At 50.6% G+C, this 20,444-nt stretch carries 15 protein-coding genes and 1 pseudogene; 6 read left to right on the plus strand and 10 right to left on the minus strand.

Translation table 11 applies throughout. The features are described from left to right. Together R2I50_RS08420 and R2I50_RS08425 are read left to right on the plus strand one after the other, a co-directional pair. Positions 1-917, plus strand: a pseudogene (locus R2I50_RS08420) (DNA methylase); the annotation flags it as partial. After that, positions 917-1,372, plus strand: a complete 456-nt coding sequence (locus R2I50_RS08425) for a hypothetical protein (protein ID WP_316608710.1) — start codon at positions 917-919, stop codon at positions 1,370-1,372. The pseudogene R2I50_RS08420 and the gene R2I50_RS08425, both read left to right, overlap by 1 nt. Before the next feature lie 242 nt (positions 1,373-1,614). Here R2I50_RS08425 and R2I50_RS08430 read toward each other — a convergent pair whose 3' ends face one another. Both R2I50_RS08430 and R2I50_RS08435 read right to left on the minus strand, forming a co-directional pair. Beyond that, the gene (locus R2I50_RS08430; protein ID WP_316608711.1) at positions 1,615-2,292 is read right to left on the minus strand and encodes a hypothetical protein; all 678 of its coding nucleotides are present in this window, start codon (positions 2,290-2,292) and stop codon (positions 1,615-1,617) included. Positions 2,293-2,409: 117 nt separating this feature from the next. Next, positions 2,410-3,570: an anti-sigma factor antagonist gene (locus R2I50_RS08435; protein WP_316608712.1), complete on the minus strand. Its 1,161-nt coding sequence runs from the start codon at positions 3,568-3,570 to the stop codon at positions 2,410-2,412. 201 nt (positions 3,571-3,771) lie between these two features. On the opposite strand from R2I50_RS08435, the gene R2I50_RS08440 reads away from it, so the two are divergent. After that, positions 3,772-5,160, plus strand: coding sequence for a hypothetical protein (locus tag R2I50_RS08440; RefSeq protein ID WP_316608713.1), 1,389 nt, complete (start codon positions 3,772-3,774; stop codon positions 5,158-5,160). A 68-nt stretch (positions 5,161-5,228) separates the two neighbouring features. Here the strand turns inward: R2I50_RS08440 and R2I50_RS08445 are convergent, their stop codons facing one another. From R2I50_RS08445 to R2I50_RS08470, 6 genes are all read right to left on the minus strand, one after another. Then, positions 5,229-6,134 carry a DUF4236 domain-containing protein gene (locus R2I50_RS08445; protein WP_316608714.1) on the minus strand — a complete coding sequence of 302 codons (906 nt, stop codon included), beginning with the start codon at positions 6,132-6,134 and terminating at the stop codon, positions 5,229-5,231. Positions 6,135-6,359: 225 nt separating this feature from the next. After that, positions 6,360-10,577 (minus strand): type I pullulanase, encoded by a 4,218-nt coding sequence (gene pulA, locus R2I50_RS08450; RefSeq protein ID WP_316608715.1) that lies wholly within the window; start codon positions 10,575-10,577, stop codon positions 6,360-6,362. A 248-nt stretch (positions 10,578-10,825) separates the two neighbouring features. Then, positions 10,826-11,917 carry a hypothetical protein gene (locus tag R2I50_RS08455; RefSeq protein WP_316608716.1) on the minus strand — a complete coding sequence of 364 codons (1,092 nt, stop codon included), beginning with the start codon at positions 11,915-11,917 and terminating at the stop codon, positions 10,826-10,828. Between the two features lie 88 nt (positions 11,918-12,005). After that, positions 12,006-12,797 (minus strand): ABC-2 family transporter protein, encoded by a 792-nt coding sequence (locus R2I50_RS08460; RefSeq protein ID WP_316608717.1) that lies wholly within the window; start codon positions 12,795-12,797, stop codon positions 12,006-12,008. Positions 12,798-12,800: 3 nt separating this feature from the next. Then, complete coding sequence (locus R2I50_RS08465) at positions 12,801-13,628, minus strand: ABC-2 family transporter protein (RefSeq protein ID WP_316608718.1); 828 nt, start codon at positions 13,626-13,628, stop codon at positions 12,801-12,803. Continuing rightward, positions 13,625-14,641 (minus strand): ATP-binding cassette domain-containing protein, encoded by a 1,017-nt coding sequence (locus tag R2I50_RS08470; RefSeq protein WP_399552871.1) that lies wholly within the window; start codon positions 14,639-14,641, stop codon positions 13,625-13,627. Before R2I50_RS08470 ends, R2I50_RS08465 begins: the two co-directional genes overlap by 4 nt. 294 nt (positions 14,642-14,935) lie before the next feature. Here R2I50_RS08470 and R2I50_RS08475 point away from each other — a divergent pair, with 294 nt between their 5' ends. From R2I50_RS08475 to R2I50_RS08485, 3 genes are all read left to right on the plus strand, one after another. Next, positions 14,936-15,166 (plus strand): DUF6514 family protein, encoded by a 231-nt coding sequence (locus R2I50_RS08475; RefSeq protein ID WP_316608719.1) that lies wholly within the window; start codon positions 14,936-14,938, stop codon positions 15,164-15,166. A 71-nt stretch (positions 15,167-15,237) separates the two neighbouring features. Further along, positions 15,238-16,095 carry a radical SAM protein gene (locus tag R2I50_RS08480; RefSeq protein ID WP_316608720.1) on the plus strand — a complete coding sequence of 286 codons (858 nt, stop codon included), beginning with the start codon at positions 15,238-15,240 and terminating at the stop codon, positions 16,093-16,095. 809 nt (positions 16,096-16,904) lie between these two features. Further along, complete coding sequence (locus tag R2I50_RS08485; protein WP_316608721.1) at positions 16,905-17,237, plus strand: hypothetical protein; 333 nt, start codon at positions 16,905-16,907, stop codon at positions 17,235-17,237. A gap of 162 nt (positions 17,238-17,399) precedes the next feature. On the opposite strand, the gene R2I50_RS08490 is transcribed toward R2I50_RS08485, so the two are convergent. After that, on the minus strand, positions 17,400-18,998 hold the full coding sequence (locus R2I50_RS08490; RefSeq protein ID WP_316608722.1) for a cation:dicarboxylate symporter family transporter: 1,599 nt from the start codon (positions 18,996-18,998) through the stop codon (positions 17,400-17,402). 32 nt (positions 18,999-19,030) lie between these two features. After that, on the minus strand, positions 19,031-20,444 hold a 1,414-nt coding region (locus tag R2I50_RS08495; protein ID WP_316608723.1), incomplete at its 5' end, for an FGGY-family carbohydrate kinase.

A 20,444-nucleotide genomic window follows, 5' to 3' on the forward strand; every position in this document is an offset into this window, starting at 1 on the left:
TCGCCGAGCTGGACGAGCGCAGATACCGGGAGCTCCTCTGGCGTCACCGTCCGCTGACGGACTTCTGGCGCGTCGGCCGCGGCTACAGCAGAAAGCTTGAAGCGCTCGGGCTATATACGATGGGTGATATCGCGCGGTTCTCCCTCTCCCCTTCGTGCGAGGATATCCTGTACAAGACCTTCGGCATCAACGCGGAGCTCTTGATCGATCACGCATGGGGCTGGGAGCCGACAACGATCAAGCATATCAAAAGCTACCGCCCGACCGCCAACTCCCTGTCGTCGGGTCAGGTATTAAAGGAGCCCTACGACTACGACAAGGGGCGGCTGATCATCCGCGAGATGACGGAGCTGCTCGTCCTCGATCTCGTTCAAAAAGGTCTGGTCACGCGGCAGATCGTACTGACCATCGGCTATGACAAAGAAAGCCTGAAAGTGCTCTCGGCAGGCAGAACCGTCAGCGATACGGTCTACGTCGTCCGCAAAACGGGCAAGCCCTATACAGGAAAAGCGTCCGCCGATCATTACGGTAGGATCGTCCCGAAACACGCGCACGGTACCGGTAATCTCAGCAGCTACACGAACAGCACGCGCAAGATCATGGATACCGTGATGGCGCTGTACACCAAGGTCGTCGACCCCGATCTGCTGATCCGCAGGCTGAACATCTCCGCCTGTTACCTGAAGGCGGAAGCGGAGCTCAAAGCACCCGAAGCCGAGCAGCTCAGCCTGTTCACCGACTACGAGAAGGAGGAGCGGGAGCGTATCGCGGCGCAGAAGGAGCGCAGCATCCAGAACACCATGCTTAAATTACAGCACCGCTACGGCAAGAACGCCGTCCTCAAGGGGATGAACCTCAAGGAAGGCGCGACGACGATCGAGCGGAACGGACAGATAGGAGGTCACAAGGCGGACTGATGGAAAAGCAAGACGCAAGAGCGGCATACGCCGACATCATAGACCTGCCGCATCACCAAAGCGAAACCCGCCCGCATATGTCGCTGTACGACCGTGCGGCGCAGTTCGCGCCTTTCGCGGCGCTGTCGGGCTATGACGATATGGTGGTCGAGACGGCGCGGCTGACGGACAGCGAGATCGAGCTTTCGGACAGTGAGATCGACATCATCAACGACGTGATCGCCGAGATCGCTCATCTTACGGAGAAAGGCGATCATCCTACCGTATCGCTCACCCACTTCATCCCGGACAAATACAAGCAGGGCGGCAGCTATGAGCCGTTCTCCGGTATTGTAAAGAGGATTGATCCTGTCGAAAAGAAGCTGATCTTCTACGGCTCAGATGATATATACGACAAACGAATCCCGACCGTCGATATCATGATCGAGAGGATTATCCGGATCACCTTATGCTAATCCCGGATGAAAAGCCGATTTCTTTACACAGACGCAAAGAAGCCACCGTTAATACGCCGAATACGAGTAAGATATGAAGCGTATCGTATCAAAGATAGACAAGAAAACGCGCGTCCTCGGCGCGCATTTATCGGTAAGCCTCTGTCCGTGCGCACATCAAGTGCGCTGCCGAGCGGGTACAATAATCCTTCTTATAAAGCAAAAACAGCCGCTGTAACGCGGCTGTTTGCAGATGGATTCGATTAAGATTCAATAAGCATCTTCTTCGCCTTACCAAGCAGGGAAAGGTACATAATGTACTGTACAAGGCTCAGTACGGCAGATACGATAGCAAGCACAAGCGATACGCCGCTCGCTACGGGACCACCCATAACGGAAGCGACAAAGCTGGCGATCAGGGAAAGAACGTTGACAGCGATTAATATCTTCAGCACGTTGGTACCCTTGGCGCTGATGTCGCCGCGGTTCAGGCGGTCAGCCAGCTTGACGATACCGCTGATAACAAAGATGGTGACAAAGATATTCAGCAGGCTGGAGGCGGAATCCAGCATACCGGTCGCAACAGCGGCATCCTTGACAAAACGTCCGATGGTGATCGAAGCAGCCTTGGCAACCAGACCGAGGATCAAAAAGAGCAGAGCACTCTTGAAGTTCTCCTCATCCTTGGAGGCATTGCTGATACCGATAATGTTCATAATGAACGCAATGATGGACAGCACGCCCGCAATGAGAACGAACACACCCATCGCCACAGTGGCGCCGATCGCGGCACCTTCCAGACCTTCAGCGCCGTTCTTAGCGACGAGAACAGCAGGGATCAGCAGAACAAAACCGATGATGAGCAGAATCGTGGAAATCAAGCCAAGGATCTCAGCGGTAAAGATTCGCTTCACACCTTTTGCGGCGTTTGGAAATTTCATTGTTTATAAACTCCTTTCAAAAAAATAATTTTCAGTTGAAATACATCAACTGCTTCTAACAAATAGATTATATCATGCAGGTTGATAAAACTCAATTAAAAAAAGGTTACAACATAATCAAAAGGTCAGCGTATCAAAAGCCTCTACAGAAAGATTGATGAGGTTCTTGCATGTTCTGATCAACCTTTCGCCCTCGGGGGTTCCCTTAGCGACTCTCAGGGTACGTCGCATTACGCGAAGCAGTCCGATGACCGACGCCTTGCGCTCGACAAGGTCAATGACCGCTTTATCCTCGGTACCGAGATACAGCGCCATGATACGTCTGAAAAGCTTATAGGCGCAATCGGAGGATATGCCGAGGAATCGCGCAACCTCGTTGCTGTCAGCTATACCAAAGCCTTTGTAGGCGTTGTAAATAAACGCGATTTCATATATCGGATGACCCGTACAGAGGGTATCCATATCAATCAGGAGGGTCTCGTCATTCTGTCGCATGATATTTTTGATATGAAGATCGCCGTGGAGCATAGTGCCCGTCTCGGGGATGCTCTCGATCAGATAGCGCAGCTTCTCTTCATGCGCTTCATCAAAGCAGCCCTCGGCTTCACGCAGCCACTGCTGCGCAATCTTGCTCTGCAAAGGCAGACTCGCGGGCGCCTTGGTGCTGTGGAGCGTCTTCATCAAATCGACCGTCTGCGCGGCAACCCACTCGAGATAGCCTTCATCCTTTCTGAGCAGTTCAGCGAAGCTCTGCGCGTTGAGCAGTTCAAATACCGAACCGAAGGTATCCCCTACCCTGACTACATCATACGGGATTGCGGTCGGGATACCCAGCACAAAAGCAGTACGGGAGAGCTCTCGCTCCCGCTTGATATCCTCAAGGGAATCAGCGTTCTTATATACCTTTACGATGGTATCCTTATCAACGCGGTAGACCTTACCGTTCGCGCCTTCGCCGACGACCTCGCAGTCGCTGACATCAAAAACGCGATATGCCTTCTCAACGGGGATAATCTCGGTAAAGCCCGTCATTTCAAGGATATCATATACCTCGGCGCTGACGTTAATCATACGCATATCGGGACAGCTCTTACGCAGCTTGAGGATAATACGCAACCCGGCGCTGCTGATATACTGGAGTTCCTCCGCGTCCAGCACCAACTTGGTGAATACTTCGTCCTCCATCGCAGCTTTGATACCAATTTCGATTTCGTTCGCGTTGGAGGAATCGATACGACCCTCCAGAAACAGCGTCAGAATACCATCGATCGCTTTCATCTGTTCAGCCTCCCAAACATTATAATCATACTATCAGGGATCATTAAGATTTATTATACACCATCATACAGGAATTGTCACCATTTATTTTTTGTTTTTTAGAAAAGAATCAATGTATCTTGCAAAGAACAACGCAGTATGGTATCATAAAAACACAATCCCGCGAGTTCTCTTGACCGCGGGCAGAAAGGCGGTCCGCTTATGGAAGTAAAAAAAGTCAGTACAAAAATCCCGTGGTTTACCCTACTGGGTGCAATCGGCATCTTCATCCTCGGTATCCTGTTCATCATGATGGATGAAATCCTGGTCGAGGCGGTGTTGATCCTCGGCGCGGTCGGTCTTCTGTTAGTCTACGGAATCGTGCGCATGGTACAGTGCTTCAAGATTAAAAAGCACCTTGAAGGCATCATATCGCTCGTTATATGCTGGGGCGTAGCGGCAGCGCTGTTCCTGTTGGATTTCAGCAATAACTTCGTCGCGCTGGTACCGAGCGTGATCGTCGGTATCGTATCGCTGATACTCGGCATCGCGCGCCTTCTGATCTGTATCAACTGTATTGCCAATAAATACCGCGGTGCCTTCCGCAACGGCCTCTCCTCAGCGATGTGTCTGTTCTTCGGCATCGCACTGGTGGTTCGGCCGATCGACAACTTCAGTTTCCTGTCGATGGTAACGGGCATCTATATGGTCGTCTACTCCTTCACCATGTTCGGCGATGTTTTCGCGACGCTGTTCCACCTGGATATGAGCGAGAACCGCCTCAGGCGCAGAACGCACCGTGCGCTGCCGAACATCATCAACGCCGTTAAGCCCTCCTCCATGATAACCGATATCAACAACCAGATCAAAGCAGGCAAGGTAACCAGCGGCGTGCTGATCGAAGAGAAGAAAAACACCAAACTCACTACCCCGAACATGGAGGTCCTGATCCATCTGACAACACAGGGCGCCAATAAATTCGGTCATGTCGACATCGCCATCGGCGACACCGTCTACACCTACGGTACATACGATTCATCGACCGTGAAGATGGGCGGATTTATCGCACAGGGCTGCTTTGTCATCGTACCGAAGATCCCTTACCTCAAATATTGTCTGAATTATCAGAAGAAGTATGTCATCGGCTTCGGCGTAGAGCTAAGCCCCAAACAGCTCAGCGCCGTCAAAGATAAGATTGACGAGATGATGGCGTGGTGTAAGCCGTTCGTCAGCAATTACGAGAGAGCTAATCTCGAGAGACGCGACGGAAGCGTATATGACGACCCCGCGAGCAATATCGTTCGCGACCTCGGCGGCAAGGTTTACGTCGTGAAGCGCGGTCCGTTCCGCCATTACTTCGGCATAAACACCAACTGCGTACACGTCGCCGACTGGCTGCTCTCCGACTCGGGCATCGACGCGATCTCCTTCTCGAGTCTGCGTACTCCGGGCGCTTACTATACGATGATGAACAACATGTTCATGCGCAAGAACAACCGCGTTATCCGCAAAACGTCATATATCCTCGCCGACGATATCACCGAGGAAAGTGCGGGACTCCTGCCCGCAAAAAGTGCCGAAAGCGGCGAAGATAATTCCGGGAAAGAATAATATAGTCACGCATACAATAACAGCCCCGAGCAGACGCTCGGGGCTGTTTAGCTGTGTATGAACGATGTTTACAACGGGTTGACCGGTGAAAAGCCCTTCTTCTCATCGAAGCTCATATTACTGCGGAACTTGGTAGCGGTATTGGACGGATCGATGAAGGAAAAATTGAGCTTTGAATAGTTTGCACGGTCAAAATCGACCGAGAAAACGGTATCACCCTCAAGAACGGTGTGAACAAGAACGTGATCGACGGGTAAGAGCGCAAACATATCGCCCGCCACGCGCAGGGATACGGAGCAGATGAAATCCTGTAATAACAGCAGATAATCACGTCGGCTCATAGACTCGCTCGCAGAAGTTAAGGCAGCTTCATTGATGACAAATTCGACCTCGATGCGGTCGCCGCTGTCGGTGCCGAACTCAAAGTTCTCTCCGTAATCGAGGAGATCGTCCAGCGGATTGACCTCGTAGATCAGCTTGAGATAGGTATCGATATCACCCTTTAGAACGTCGGGGGCGAGAGAGTAATAATATGACCATGCGCGCTGATCGTAGCTATCGTCGGGAGCGACGGGAGAGGCGGCGATCGCCTTCCAGTCAAGAGCGGCATCGGAAACGCCGTGGATCGATTTCAATGTGTTGGCGTCAACCTGTACGGAGCTCTGCTTTGCGGTCTTGGCAGACGACTTGGCTGCTTTGGCCTCAGTCTCAGCGACAGCCTTTGAGGACTTTTTGGCTGCAGCGGATTTAGTCTTGGTTTCCGACTTTTTATCGGTTTTTTTACCGAAGATCTTCTTGGTTTTAACGTAAGAAACGCCGGTTCCGGGGATGCCGACAGTTCCGGTGACACGTCCGCTCGAATTGATCGAACCCCTCAGCCCGGGTACGCCCGCACTCACACCTACACCGCTCTTACTCAAATTCAGCCTGACGCCCGGAAACAGCGAAATAGTCTTGCGAAATCTCAGTCCCATAATAACCTCCTGTTGAATAGCAAGTCAAATATATCCTACACTATCATTTAATCACGAAACGCGCGTGATGTCAATACAGAAACACGCTTGAGATCGAACACTGATTATCGGTAGATAATTCTACCCTTCTTTCAGTCAATGTTAATATTGAATACAAAAAGTCAGGGGCAGACCGCGGTCTGCCCCTTTCAGGTTAATCAATAATCAAATAGCACGGCGACTTACTTAGTCCCAAGCGGTAACGACATAATGACCAAGATCGTTCTGAGTGCCGTCCATCCAATAGCCGGCATGACTGAAGTCGATGATGTCCTCGGTCTGAGCGCCGTTACCGTTGCTCAGAATAACGCCGATAGCGCCATCGGGAACATAGCACCTGAACTGAGTCTCGCCGTAGTCGTTGATAACGGTCTCAGCCTGAGCGGAGCCCGGCCATGCGCCGTTGAGCTCGTTGCCGTCGGCATCCCACGCGTAGACATAAGCGGAACCCCAGCCAAAGTTATCGGTCAGCAGGAAGGACTCATTGGAATCATTGTTTCCGCCGCCACCGCCGGTAGGACCGCTGTACTCATAGTAGCCCACCTCATAATGACCCTGATCGTTCTGGGTGTCGAGGCAGTAGATACCGCAGCCCATAGCTGCCGCATAAGCTACGTCAATGTCGCCAGTCTGACCGCCGGAACCGTTGAAGATCACGCCGTCATAAACGCTGGTGTCGATGGTGATCGCGTAGATATCCTCGCCGTAGTCGTTAGTCGCGACCTTCTCTGCGGTAGCACCGGGCCACTCGGTGGATTCGCCGCCGGCGGAATTCCACATGTAAACGTTAACACCGCTCCAGCCCTTGTTATTGGAGAAGTACAGAGTAACAACATCGCCGTCATCGTCTCCGCCCTGAGTGGGCTGCTCGGTGATCGGGACAGCAGCCAGAGCAGCGTAAGCAGCGGTGCAAGCCTCGTAACCCGCATCTACGGTGTTGGGATCGGTCTTGGGATCATAGGTAGCAGCTCTGTAGGTGTTCAGCGCAGTGGACGCAGCCTGATAAGCCGCGTTGCTGCCGTACTGGGAAGCGTTGTACTTCGCAAAGAGGGTATTCAGCGCGTTAAAGCTGTTTACGAACTCATTATAAGTGTACTTTCCGGACGGTGCTTCGCCCTCGTACTTACCGACGAGAGAACCGGCTACACGCATGTTCGCAAGGAAACGCTGGATCAAAACAGCGTCGATAGAATCGATCTCTTTGCTGGCGTCAACGTCGGAAACAGTCTTCTGATCGTTAGTCAGCTGAACCATATCGGCGAGATGTCTCTGGAGGATGGTTACGTCGAAGATCGTAACTTCCTTATCCATATCGAGGTCGCCCATCAAGAGCTTATCATCGCCGCCGGTCTCTTCACCATACAGGTAAACAACGTTCAGAACGCCGGGCTGATAGAAGCCGGAAGCAAGAGCGGGTGCGATATAGGTACGGTTAAGGGTGGTATCGGGAGAGGTAGTATAGGTCTGGTTGGAGCGTACGTTGGTGTACTCCCTGGTGACGTCGGGAGCAAGTCTCTGTCCGGTAGCCAGATCAACGTGAGAGGTAACGATCGTGCAGTTGAAGCTGGTAACGCCGTCCTTGATCCAAGCTTCACCGGAAACAGCGTAACCGGGTTCACCCTGATCGGGAACCTGACGGGTCGCATCATGGAACATGACGTAGCAAGCGGCAGACGGAACGTCCTTTACAAGCCACTTAGCATCGGACTGATCGGGATCGTCAGTCATTCTGTCCTTCTTCTGCTGACCGCCCCAGGCACCCAGCGCCTCGTTTCCTGCGTCGTCATAAGCATAGCAGAGGACGTAGGACCAGCCGGGGGTGTTATAATAGTGAACCTTAGTGGTGGTGTTGGTCAGAGCGGAATAATAGAAATTGAAGCTCAGCGGAGCGGAAGCGTCGAACTCGCCGATGGTACCGCCCGGGAACTTGGAAGTATCCATCTGATAACCCTGAACGGGAGTTGCGGGGATCGAGAAACTGTCACCCTGCTTCAAGCGATACTGGATCGGGGTCTTGACCGCCTTGCCGGAAGTAGTATCCAGGAAGTTAATGGTCAGGTAGTTGGACGCAATATTACGGGTATAATAGAACTTGACAGTAATGTTCTGCCCTGCGGTCGCAGTGCCAAACTCAGCATTGCCGGAAGCGGTAGACTCGGTGCTGTCATAGGTGTGATCAAACAAGATAGAGAGATCCTTGGAAGCACGCCAGGTCTGACCTTCCTTATACTTCGCGGTCTCGGTAGCGGCCTTGGTATAGGAGCCGGATGCCGAATCACGGGTATAATGCTCAACGGTAAGGGAAGCGGTGCCGGCAGCGGGCTGGGTGTAATTACCAAAGCTGGAAGAATCTACCAGAACAGCGGAGCTGTACGCAGGCAGGCTGTAGGAACCGGAAGCGGTACCAAGGGAAGCAGTGCCCGCCTTAGATGCGTTGGCAACAACGTTCCATGAACCGGACAGGCTGATGGACGCGGCGGACGCGGTGTTGTTCAGCGCGACGATAACCTTGTTCCACTGACCCGACTTGTTGTTGGTGATCTGCCATGCGGTAGCGCCGGAAACGGTAGAAACACTGTTCACGGTGGTGTCGCCGAAGGCAGAAACAGCCTTACGGATCGCGGCAAGACCTGCATAGTAATCAGCAATAGCCGAGTAGGTCGAAGCACGGTTCCAGTTGATGCTGTTGATCTCGTCGGGAGAACCGAAGGAGTTCTTGTCGCCGTACTTGGTGCGGCAGAACTCGGTACCTGCTACGGTGAAGGGGATACCCTGTGAGGTCAGGGATGAAGTCAGGGCGATCTTCATCTGACCGAGCACCTTGGAGTCGGTTGTGTTGACGAGGTTTTTGTTGGTGTTATACAGATTCGGGTTCTGTTCATAAGGTCCGGCGACAAAGCCGGAGGTTCTGTTAGCGGCAAGGATCTTATCGAAGAGAATCCAGTTATCGTGGTTATCGGTGTAGTTGACGAGCTGCTCAACCTTGGCGCCGCTGAAATCAGAAGCGGTACCGCCCGCAGCCTTCAAAAGCTCGGCAGAAGAGCCGCCGTTAAGGAAGCCGGTACCGGTAGCGGACTCGTGGCTGCCCTTTAAGGCGTCGGAATAACCTTCGTTAAAAGCGCCGACTCTGGTCAGCTGAGAGATGTTAGCCTTCGTAGCGCCGTTGGTGATACCGTTATCGGTACCGCCTGCCCAAGGCTCGCCGTACATCAGGATGCGGCTGTCGATCTGGTCAAGAGCGGAACGCCACGCCTTGACGGAGGGTACATCAAAGCAGCCCATCAGGTCAAAGCGGAAGCCGTCGACATGGTACTCGTCAGCCCAGTAAACCAGAGAATCCTGGACGAACTTACGGGTCATCGCCTTCTCGGTAGCGAGAACGTTGCCCAGACCGGTACCGTTACGGTAGGTATTGTTCTCCATGCTGGACATACGATAGTAGTACTTGGGAACGATCTTAGAGAACTGAGAGCCGTCACGAACGAAGGTGTGGTTGTAAACGACGTCCATAACTACAGCGATACCGCGGTCATGCAGCGCCTGAACCAGCATCTTGAACTCCTTGATACGGGTGTTGCCGTCGTAGGGGTTGGAAGAATAAGAGCCTTCGGGAACGTTGTAGTTCTTGGGATCATAGCCCCAGTTATAGTTTGCACGGTTATCGGTCTCGTCGATGGAAGCGAAATCCTCGATCGGCATGAGCTGTACGCAGTTGACATTATGCTCAACGAGATAATCAACGCAGGAAGCGATCTTGCCCTCGCCGTTGACGGTAGTGTTGCCCTCGGTGAACGCGAGGTACTTACCGCGGTTTTTCTCGGAAACACCGGAGGATACGTCGATAGAGAAATCACGTACATGGACCTCCCATACGACAGCCTCGCCGGGGCTGTCGAACAGAACGTGCTGATCCTGATCCCAGCCGGCGGGGTCGGTAGAGTCGAGATCGACGACCATCGCACGGTTGCCGTTAGCGCCTACGCCCTTGGCATAAGGGTCGACAGCCTCATTAACGACGCCGTTGCGTTCGACGAGATAGGTGTAATACTTATTCTTGAGATCGCCGGTCATGGTCACAGACCAGATACCGGTGGTGCTGTCACAGGTCATAGCGGTAGTGCCCAGCGTAGCGGCGCCCGACTCAGCGTCGGTACCGGTCGCGAAGAGCTTGACCATGACTGCGGTAGCCTCGGGTGCCCATACCTTGAAGGTAGTGGCAGTCGGGGTGTAGGTTGCGCCGAGATTACTCTCGTTCACTGCCTTAGTGGCATAATTCTCCAGGTAGCTTGCGTTGGTAGCGCCGGTATCGGCGATATCCTGCTCAGCCGCGGAAGCTGCTACGGTGAACAGCGACATCAGCATGAGAACTGCGAGCAGTACGGAGATTACCCTACGAATTTTCATGTAATCCTCTCCTTTTGAAAAACGTTCTTTGGAACAGTAATAGCACATACTATTCCAATTAAAGACATTATACCATAAAGGGAGGAATAAATAAATGAAAAAGCGCTTCACGATTTGCACAATCTTTCAGTCGATTATTTGGTGATAATGACAAAGCTGTCATTTTTTTGCACAAAAATAATCAGGAGCCGTTCGGTAATGAACCGTCAGCTCCCGCAATTGACATATTAGTAATAGTATGTAAGTGACTAATCGATCCGAATCTCAGGAAATCCTACGCCGAAGCCGGTACCGAGCGTGATACAGGCGGCGTTCCGTATATCGTTAAAGTACAGTGCCGTGGCGGTAGCGTCATGCACCAACCGCACATTCATCATACGGTGTAGCTCATCCGAGAGCTCCTCCTCCAGCATTTGTCCGTAATCCGTATTGAGCAGACTGAGCTTTGCGTAGCCGCCGTGCTCGCTGTCGAGAACGCCGCCGCAGGTATAATTGGCGACGCTGATCAGGATGGTATCACTGAGCTCGATCTTCTGTGACAATTCGCGGTAGGACGCCGCTACGGTATTGACGATATACCGATGCAGCTCGATCGCCAACCGAAGCTGTTCAGCGGGGTTATTAAATCGGTTCTCCATATAACGCGACGGTAGGCTCTCCATCGGCGTAAAACCCGCGATCTCACCCGTACCCATACGAACCAAAGCGCGCTTCCAGCCCGTATGCCCCATATCGAACACCAGGGCGGCGGTGTTATCACTGAGCAAACGCTGAGCAAGTCCCATGATACCGAGGTAACTGCCGTTGTCAAACAGACGGATATGATAACATCTCTCACCCGCTCGGTCAAAGACCCGGTGGATATACTCCTTAAAGCGTCTGCCGAGCATAGAGCTCGCAAGACCTCCGGTAAGGATGACAGTATCAAGATCGCGCCAGTAATCCCAGCAAGCGTCGTCCCATTCGGGTCGTGCAAGGCGGTTCTCCTTCTCCCCCATCCTGAGGGCAAGCAGAAGAAGTCCGAGCCTCGCTCCAAAGCGCTTCACCACATGCTCCGCCATCTGGCGACGTCGCATATCACCGGAAACAAGCCCTTCATCAACCAGGAAAGGGAGCTGTCGGTCGGACAGATTACTCAGATCAATACCAAATCGACGGGACACACGGCGGATCTCCTCGACCAAAAGCGGCGTGGAAAAAATATCTTTATACATCAAGCCCTCGAGTTCATCCTCGATCCCGTACAGGGGGAGCTTCTGCATGACGGCACGGTTCAGCGAACAGCGGGAGGTCACATATTCTGTTTTTTCTTCAGAAGAATAATAGATAAAAGGATTCATGATAGTTAGGAGCTGATTCGGAAAGATCTCTTCGAATCACAACTTTGCTTTATTCGATACACTTGTTCGCTTTAAGCTTTGAGCTAATCTACGATCCGGCGGACTCGTAGGCTCTGAGTCCTCTGTTCCAGACGAAGATCGCAAGAAGGAACAGCACTGTACCGGCGATCACAGTGCCTCCGAGGCAGAAAAGAGGATTCTTGCCCGTCAGAAAATAGGTTGCGGGAAAGTAAGCGGTAAAGGCGAAGGGTACCACGTAGGTGATCAGCGCCTGTACCGCCTTATTATAGATCGTAACGGGGTACTTACCGAAGTCGTTGGTCATATACAGCATGTGGGTAATATGACCGCTCGCCTTTGTCCAGAAGGAGATCGCAGAGGTCATGATCTTCAGCGACGTATAGATCAGCGTCGCAAATACCGAAACAATCAGAAACAGCGGGATCGTATGCCAGTGGAACGGTATATTGAGCTTCGGGATCGAATACGCGAGCAGAAGAATACAGGTCAAGAGCTCTCCGAACGCATCGACGCAAAAGTTCTCGGCAATCACATGGTACAGGGTATTGATAGGACGGGTCAGATATTTATCAAACTCGCCTTTGCGGATGATACGGTAACCGACCATCCAGAGATTATCGGTAAAAAGATGGTCGATGGTCTTAGGTACCAGAGAAAAACCGTAGATGAACAGCACCTCTTCAAACCGCCAGCCCTTGAGGGCAGGGATCGCGCTGAAGATGATGCCGAGAAAGATCAGCTGCATGCCCTGAGCGATCAGCAAGCCGATCGCGCCGAGCATAAAATCGACCTTATACTCCATCAGCCGCTTGAGATACTGGGCGATGAAGATGCGGTGGAGTCGGATATATCGCATCATAGCTCACCCTCCCTGTACGCTCAGGTGACGAACAGCGCTGCGCCAAATCAGCTTTGACAGTCCGTACATCACCAAAAGCCAGAATATCTGCAAGCCCATCCGCCACGCGATCTCAGAATAGCTGTACATCCCCATGTAGATCATCACGGGGGTATAGGAGAGCGAGGCAAACGGCAGAAAGTTCAGCACGTTTGCAAGTCCGGCAGGCAGAAACGCCAGCGGAACGATCGCGCCCGAGAGGAAGTTGACAACAGTCTCCTTGATAAGCGTAGTGCCCCAGAGGTTTTTGAAGAAGAACGCCATAAAACCGTAGCATACATTAAAATAGAAAGAGATCATATAGGCGATCACAAGACTCAGCAGAAACAGCAGAAAATATATCGGCTGAAAACGAACCTCTCCCGCCTGAACATAGCGATAGATCTCAACACCGGCTACGATCGGAACAAAAATCATCGATACGGAGATGATACGGTTACCGAGTTCCTGAAACAGAAAGCACATCTCAAACGAGCAGGGACGGATCATGCGCATAGCGATCGAGCCGTCGATGATCTCCTCCCCTACCGTGAACGCGCCGTCGGAATAGGTCAGATAACCCGCTAAGAAGGTAATGAACAGGTAGACGACCATATCCTCCATCGTAAAGCCCATGAAGGTCTCGCTCTCAGAACTGTCGAATACCGCCTTCCATACAAAATACATAATGAACGACGCCATGATCTCGCCGATTAAAAAGCAGAGGAAATTCGCACGGTAGGCGACCATCTCCTGCATACCCGCTCGGGTAAACGGCGTGTAGGTACGGAAAAACCGCTTCACTCTGCTCATAGGCTCACCTCGCGGCGATAGAGCTTCTTGATGATCTCCTCGATCTCTACGTCCTTGATATTCAGATCCTTGACATGAACCGTCGACAGCGTGTAGGAGATCATTTCCTCTACGCTGACCTTCGCGGTATCAAAACGAACCGTGACCGAGCTGCCGTCGCGCTCGGCGCAGACGTCATCATCGGTCAGCTTGAAGCGGCGACGATAATCAAGCAACTTAAAATCGGGACCGTTGACCAGCTCGAAACGGAATGTTCGTACATCTCCGAAATTATGACGAAGCTCGGATAAGCCGCCGTCAAAGACCTTTCTGCCCTTATCGATCATAACGATACGCTCACAGAGCAACTCGATATCGGCAAGGTCATGGGTGGTAAGGATGACGGTCGTTCCCTCCTCCTCGTTGATCTTACGGATCGCGGAGCGGATATTCTCCTTGACCACGACGTCCAATCCGATCGTCGGCTCATCGAGGAACAGCACCTTCGGAGAGTGCAGCAGCGCCGCGGCAATATCGGCACGCATACGCTGACCGAGCGACAGGGTTCGGACGGGACTGGTAATGAAGCTGTCGAGCTCCAGCACCTCGTTGAGAAACGCCATGCGCTTCTTGAACTGTTCCTCCGGAACCTGATAGATCTCTTTTAATACAGAATAGGTTTCACGCAGCGCCAAGTCCCACCACAGCTGAGTACGCTGACCGAACACGACGCCGATCTCGCGAACATAATTCTTGCGATCCTCCTGCGGGATCTTACCGTTGATGCGGCAGAAACCGGAGGTCGGCGTCAAAATACCCGTGAGCATCTTGATGACCGTGCTCTTGCCCGCGCCGTTCGGTCCGATAAAGCCGAGTATCTCGCCTGCCGGAACCTCAAACGAGATATTGTCTACGGCTGTAATGAGCTCTTTATTCGGCTTGAAAAGCGCTTTCGCGGCGCCCTTGAGCCCCGGCTCCTTGATGATCTTCTTAAACTCCTTGCGCAGATTCTCTGCGTAAATCATACTTTCCATATTTATATACCCTCATCGGCGGTCGGTGATTATTGCGCGCCGTCAATAACATAAGCTCCGCAAGCCGCCTGTTGTTCATCTATAATTAACCATTTTTTGTATCATAACACAATACGGGATTGTTTTCAATATTGTTTTTTTCAATCGGACTATTGGTCACATTTTGTAATGATTACGGCACAAATATGTCGATATGTGTAATGTTATTTACACTTTTGTTGAAACACTTGCAAATAATAACAATGAGTGATAAAATTTCACTGTTTGAGTGAAATCACTTCACAGGGGAAGAACATGATACGATATAAACCGATTGCAGAACGCAAATTCGACAGTGCGTACGGTTATTATACGGCATACGGTTTACAGGTATTTGTCAACGGCGGGATCGCACGCACTGTCGGGGATATTTCTACGGAAAGAGCATTGATAGAAGCCTTAGCGGAAAAATACAATACCGAACAGCTCTCGCCCGATCATTTGAATGAGGCGATAGAGGATTTTCTCTACGACTTTGAGGTGTAGCATTTTATCTTTATATATGTTATACTGATTAAACAAATATCAGTCAGTAACGTGTTAAAGGTTGTGAAAAGATGAATTGCACGCTTTGTCCGAGGGAATGTAACGTTGACCGGGACCGGCATATCGGTTTCTGCGGCACCGGGAAGCTGCCGGTGATCGCCCGCGTCGCGCCGCACTACGACGAAGAACCTCCGATCAGCGGAACGAACGGCGCAGGGACGATCTTCTTCTCGGGATGCAGTCTGCGGTGTGCGTACTGTCAGAACTACGAGATCTCAGCCCTAAATAAAGGAAAGCTTATCACCCCCTATGAGTTAAGCGAGCAATACAGAAGACTGGAAAGCATGGGCGTACATAATATTGAACTGGTCACGCCGACGCACTTTGCCGACGCGATCATCGAGAGCTTCCGGTTCTACCGGCCCGATCTTCCGGTTATTTACAACAGCTCAGGCTACGAAAAGGTCGAAACGCTCAAAAAGCTCGAAGGGCTGATCGACGTGTATCTGCCGGACTTCAAGTACAGCGATAATGCGCTGGCTGAAAAGCTCTCACGCTGTCCCGATTATGTGGAGAGGACAACTGCGGCGATCGACGAAATGATACGTCAATGCGGCGACAGCACGTATGAGGAAGGCTTGATTAAGCGCGGCGTCATCATCCGCCACCTCGTCCTACCCTCTCACGTCAAAAACAGCTTCGGTGTTTTACAGATCATCAAGGAGCATTGGAACGACCGTATCCCGGTCAGCCTGATGGCGCAGTATATGCCCGCGGGTAAAGCGGACGAATACCTTGATATCAACCGCCGTATCACAAAGCGGGAGTATCGCCGCGTACTGGAGAGGTACTATGATCTGGGGTTTGACGGATTTGCACAGGAGCTGACCAGCGCGGATCAGAAGTATATACCCGAGTGGGATTTTTAGGGTTTTCCCTTCGATCGGTTACTATATGCAAGCCCTCACCTGCTCCCGCGAAAGCTCACTTTATCAAAGATAGCCTCAAAAGCCGACTGCTCATTGACGGAGTAATCCTGTTTTCACAAGTAATGCTAATCCTTAACGGAGAATTACTATCGGGAGGTCGGGGCTGTCGTACTAAGACATCACAACAACAAGGGCGGTTTAGTACGAACCGCCTTTTCTTATTCCCGAACGCCGCTTTGTCGCGCCGGAAATATTTCTCCTGTGTGATACTAATATTCATTAAAACACTTTAACATTTATTGTGTAATATTCCGCATAGCTGTGTTGTCGTCGTCGTTCGCTGTACTCGGTAGGCATATCCGGTTGCGTTGTAGGGACCCCGGAAGTGACAGGCGCCAGCCTGCCTGCGTCGTCCGCCTAGCTCTGCGAAATATCCCACTAATAAATTTGTTAAAGCTTTTAATTGAATATTAGTATGAGATGCTCCTTTTCCTGCACTTCACTCGCTCAGCTTGAGATTCGCTTTCATCGTCTTGTCAAGACACTAGGTATATCTCATTACATATGTTTTACCGGGAACAACGGGTAAATCCTTAATGCTGGATGTAATATCAAAAAATCTACACATCGATACGTTTTCAGGGAGTTTTTATGATCGCCTGATTTTTGTAGACAAATTCTATAGACATTGCTATAATAGTGTCAGATTGTCGGGAACCTGCCTTGAGTCAGGTGACATCATTTACGTTGCTGCGACCCATGTTGATACGACAGTGCTAACTTCACGAAGAAACGAACAGGAGAAAATAATGAGTATTCAATCAAGCCAAACAACGATTTATATCGGACTGAATGATGGCATGACCGGTGTTCAGAAGTTCGATTCAAACATGTATATCTCGACACTGAAATATGTTTGTCGAAGCTACAAGATTGGTTTTTCTTTTCAGGAGATCAGCGGAGGTTATTTTCATGAGGACGGAAGCTATACGGAAGAAAACGCCTTGATGCTACGATTGATCAATGTTCCCGAACAGACTATTATCGAGATTGCGAAGGATATTTGTGTGTTTTTCAATCAAGAGAGCGTTATGATCACAACTTCACCGACGTCAGTCGTGTATATAACTGACAAGATATGATCAACAGGTCGCTCGACCGGTATTTCCGGCTACTCTTTGAAAAGCTCAAATGGAGTTGACCTTAATCCAAGAACCGCATCAAAACGAAACAAGAAAGCGTTCGCACCAAGCGCACGCTTTCTTGTTCGAGTACGTCCTTTTATTCCTCTTTACGATACATTATCAATGCTTCTGTGCTGTAGAACGCATTGATTTTTGCTCCTCTATCGCTACCGTAACAATATCGCCGGCTACGTTGATCGCGTTCTGGAGAGCGCCGAAAAAGACTTCGGCATAGATTGCGACTAAAACCAGCTCGTTCACCTGCAGATAGAAGGTGATGATCAGCATACCGATCAAGATCGATCCCGGCTGATTCGGCGCGCCGATAGACAGGAACAAAACGAGAACCGCGATCCCGATGATTTGCAGTAAGGAAACATTGATTCCCAGCATATAGATAAAGATCATTGAGATCAGCATAATCAAATAACAGTTGCCGTCCTGATTGGTCTGAGCAAGGATCGGCAGTTTTGACGAGATACGATCTCTGTTAAATCCATACTCCCGCGAACAGTATCTGATGTTGAAGGGGATCGCGTCAATGGCTGAATTGATTTTGTAGTTTTCCCAGAGCAGCGGAGGGAATTTTTTGATGAACGGAACGATCTTGACGCCGCCGATCAAAAGCCGTATCAAATAAAACGCCGCCATCACAATCAGACTGAGGAATACGACTCCGACAAATTCAACCACGACGAGAAGATTGATAAAGCCATCTGTTAAGAGCGACGAAAGAATCGCAAGAAAACAGAAGAACGGCAGCGTAAACATCACAACATTCAGCAATTTGGAAAAGAATGTCAAACAGACATTGACCCCTTTTTGCATGACGTCAAAATACTCTCCGATCGAACAGAAGGCGTATGTGGTAAGCAGCGCGACAATAATGATCGGGAAGGGAAGGTACGTTTCAAAGGGCTCAAAAATACTGCTCGGCAGCAGGGAGGAAATAAACTGTGTGACGGTCATTCCTCCTTTGAATGCTTCCTGTCCTTCAAAATAGCCCTCTCGATGACTTAAGAGGAACGCAATCAGGAAGCTTGTCCCGATCGCAAGTAAAACAGCGATCAGCGATGTAACGATCGTCTTTATCTGCAGTTTTCTGTCCGAAGAGCTTTTTTCCGAAATGATATAGATGTCTGTCAGATTCTTTACCAGCGAAAAGAAGGTAACGGGCGCGCCTACCATCAGCATAGCATTGGCGAATTGATTCATCAAAGGCATGATATAGCTTCTGTCGATCTCAACCATCTTATCGGCGCTCATCACTGTGTTGATCAGAAGATAGACCAGGATCGCCAGCGCAATTCCGATCATGCTGTAAAGCAGCGAGCTTTGGTAGTTTCTCTTGACGACTACGCGGATGCTGTTATAGCCTAATCGGTATCGGTAGCCTATCTTGTCATGATAAGCCTGCACGATCCTTAATTCGGGCGATATCTTATCCTTGCTTTTTTCGACCGGAACATAAGGTTTTCCTTCAAAGCCGAACTTGATATTGTATTCTCCGAAGGTTCGCTGCGCCTTTATCGTTAACGTTGTATTCCGATCAAATCCCTGTTCGATAATATCGCGGAACAACGCTTCAAACAGCAACTTGGTCTCTGTGAAAGCGTCCTTGTTGAAACGGTTTTGCGCAAGCCATTGTTCAATAAACAGATTGGCGGTTTCAAAGCTGTCCATTGTCAGCGGAATCTCTATGGTTCGTGTTTTGCTCATGCTCACCGTTCTCTCACCGTCCTTACTGAGCGTCAACTTCTTACATTTTCGTTTAGATTCATAAAATTCGAGGCGTTAGACTTGTAGAGATTTTTGAAAACTCTGTAGTTGCGTTCGTATATCTTCTTGTTTTCAGGGTCGGGAATATATTTATGATTGGCTTTTACCAACCGACGCGATAATGTGAGCACATCCTCACCTCTGATTCCCGCAGCAACAACAAGCGCTGTTCCGATCGCGCCGACCTCCTGGGTGTTGTTAACCGTCTCTATGGTTCTTCCCGTAATGTCCGCCAGCATCTGGCAGGTAACGGGAGATAATGCTCCTCCGCCGACGAATCGGATCGTATCGGATGTCTTTACCTTTTTCTCTTCACATTCCAGCAGCCAGCGCAGATGATAACAAATCCCCTCTAAAACAGCGCGGATCATGTCCCGCTTACCGTTTTCGATTCTGATATTGAAAAACATCCCTCCTACATTGGAGTCCTCGAACGGGCAGCGATTGCCGTGGAGCCAAGGGGTAAAGATCACGCCGTTCGCTCCGGGAGGAACCTTTCTGACCTCTTCGGACAGGTAATCATAGAGGCTCAAATATTTGCTTTCGATATCATCAGCCACGGTAGAATTACTCAGATAAATGCCGATCTCATCCAGCGCAAGATGCTCCATGACCCATTCAAAGCATTTTCCGGCCGTTTCCAGTTCTGCGTAATAATTAAAGTAACCGTGCTTGGCAGACAGAACGCCTGTAATCATAGCGTTGATATCGACGGTTTGACGATCCATAAATGTCGATACCCATCCCGATGTTCCGATATAGATATGCGTATCTCCCGGCTTTGTGCATCCGGCGCCGATATTGACAAAGGTGGTGTCGCCGCCGCCACCGAAGACAGGGATCCCTTCAATGAGTCCGAGCTCCTGAGCCGCTTTCTCTGTGAGTCCGCCGACTAAATCCGTGCAGTCGATGATCTCCGGCATATGGTCGGGATTCACTTTGTACATCTTCAAAAGGCCTTTGTTCCATCCTTCCTTTCCCTTGCGTGTATCATATAGGAAGGTCGCAAAGGCGGTATCGGCAGTCCTGACGATCCTGCCGGTGCAGCGAGAAACGAGGTAGTCGCCGATATCCAGCCATTTATAGATCTTTTTGAAAGTCTCCGGTTCGTTGTTTTCCACCCACTTGTACTTCCATACCGGATCCTTAGCACTTGTTGAGCCCGCGTAATTGACAAGCAGATTTCGCGTAAGCTTATAAAGGCTGCAGCCTGAAACCTTGATTACGCCGCTGCCCATACATTCCTTGTATTCTTTAATGCCCTTCTGATCGAGATAGTTCATCGGACGTCTGAGGGCGTTTCCGTTTTCGTCAACAAAAACCGCTCCCTGCATCTGTGAACAGAAAGCCATTCCCTCTATTTCGTTGGGTTTAACATCCGATTTC

This window comes from uncultured Ruminococcus sp., assembly GCA_902785355.1.
GTDB lineage: Bacteria > Bacillota > Clostridia > Oscillospirales > Acutalibacteraceae > Ruminococcoides.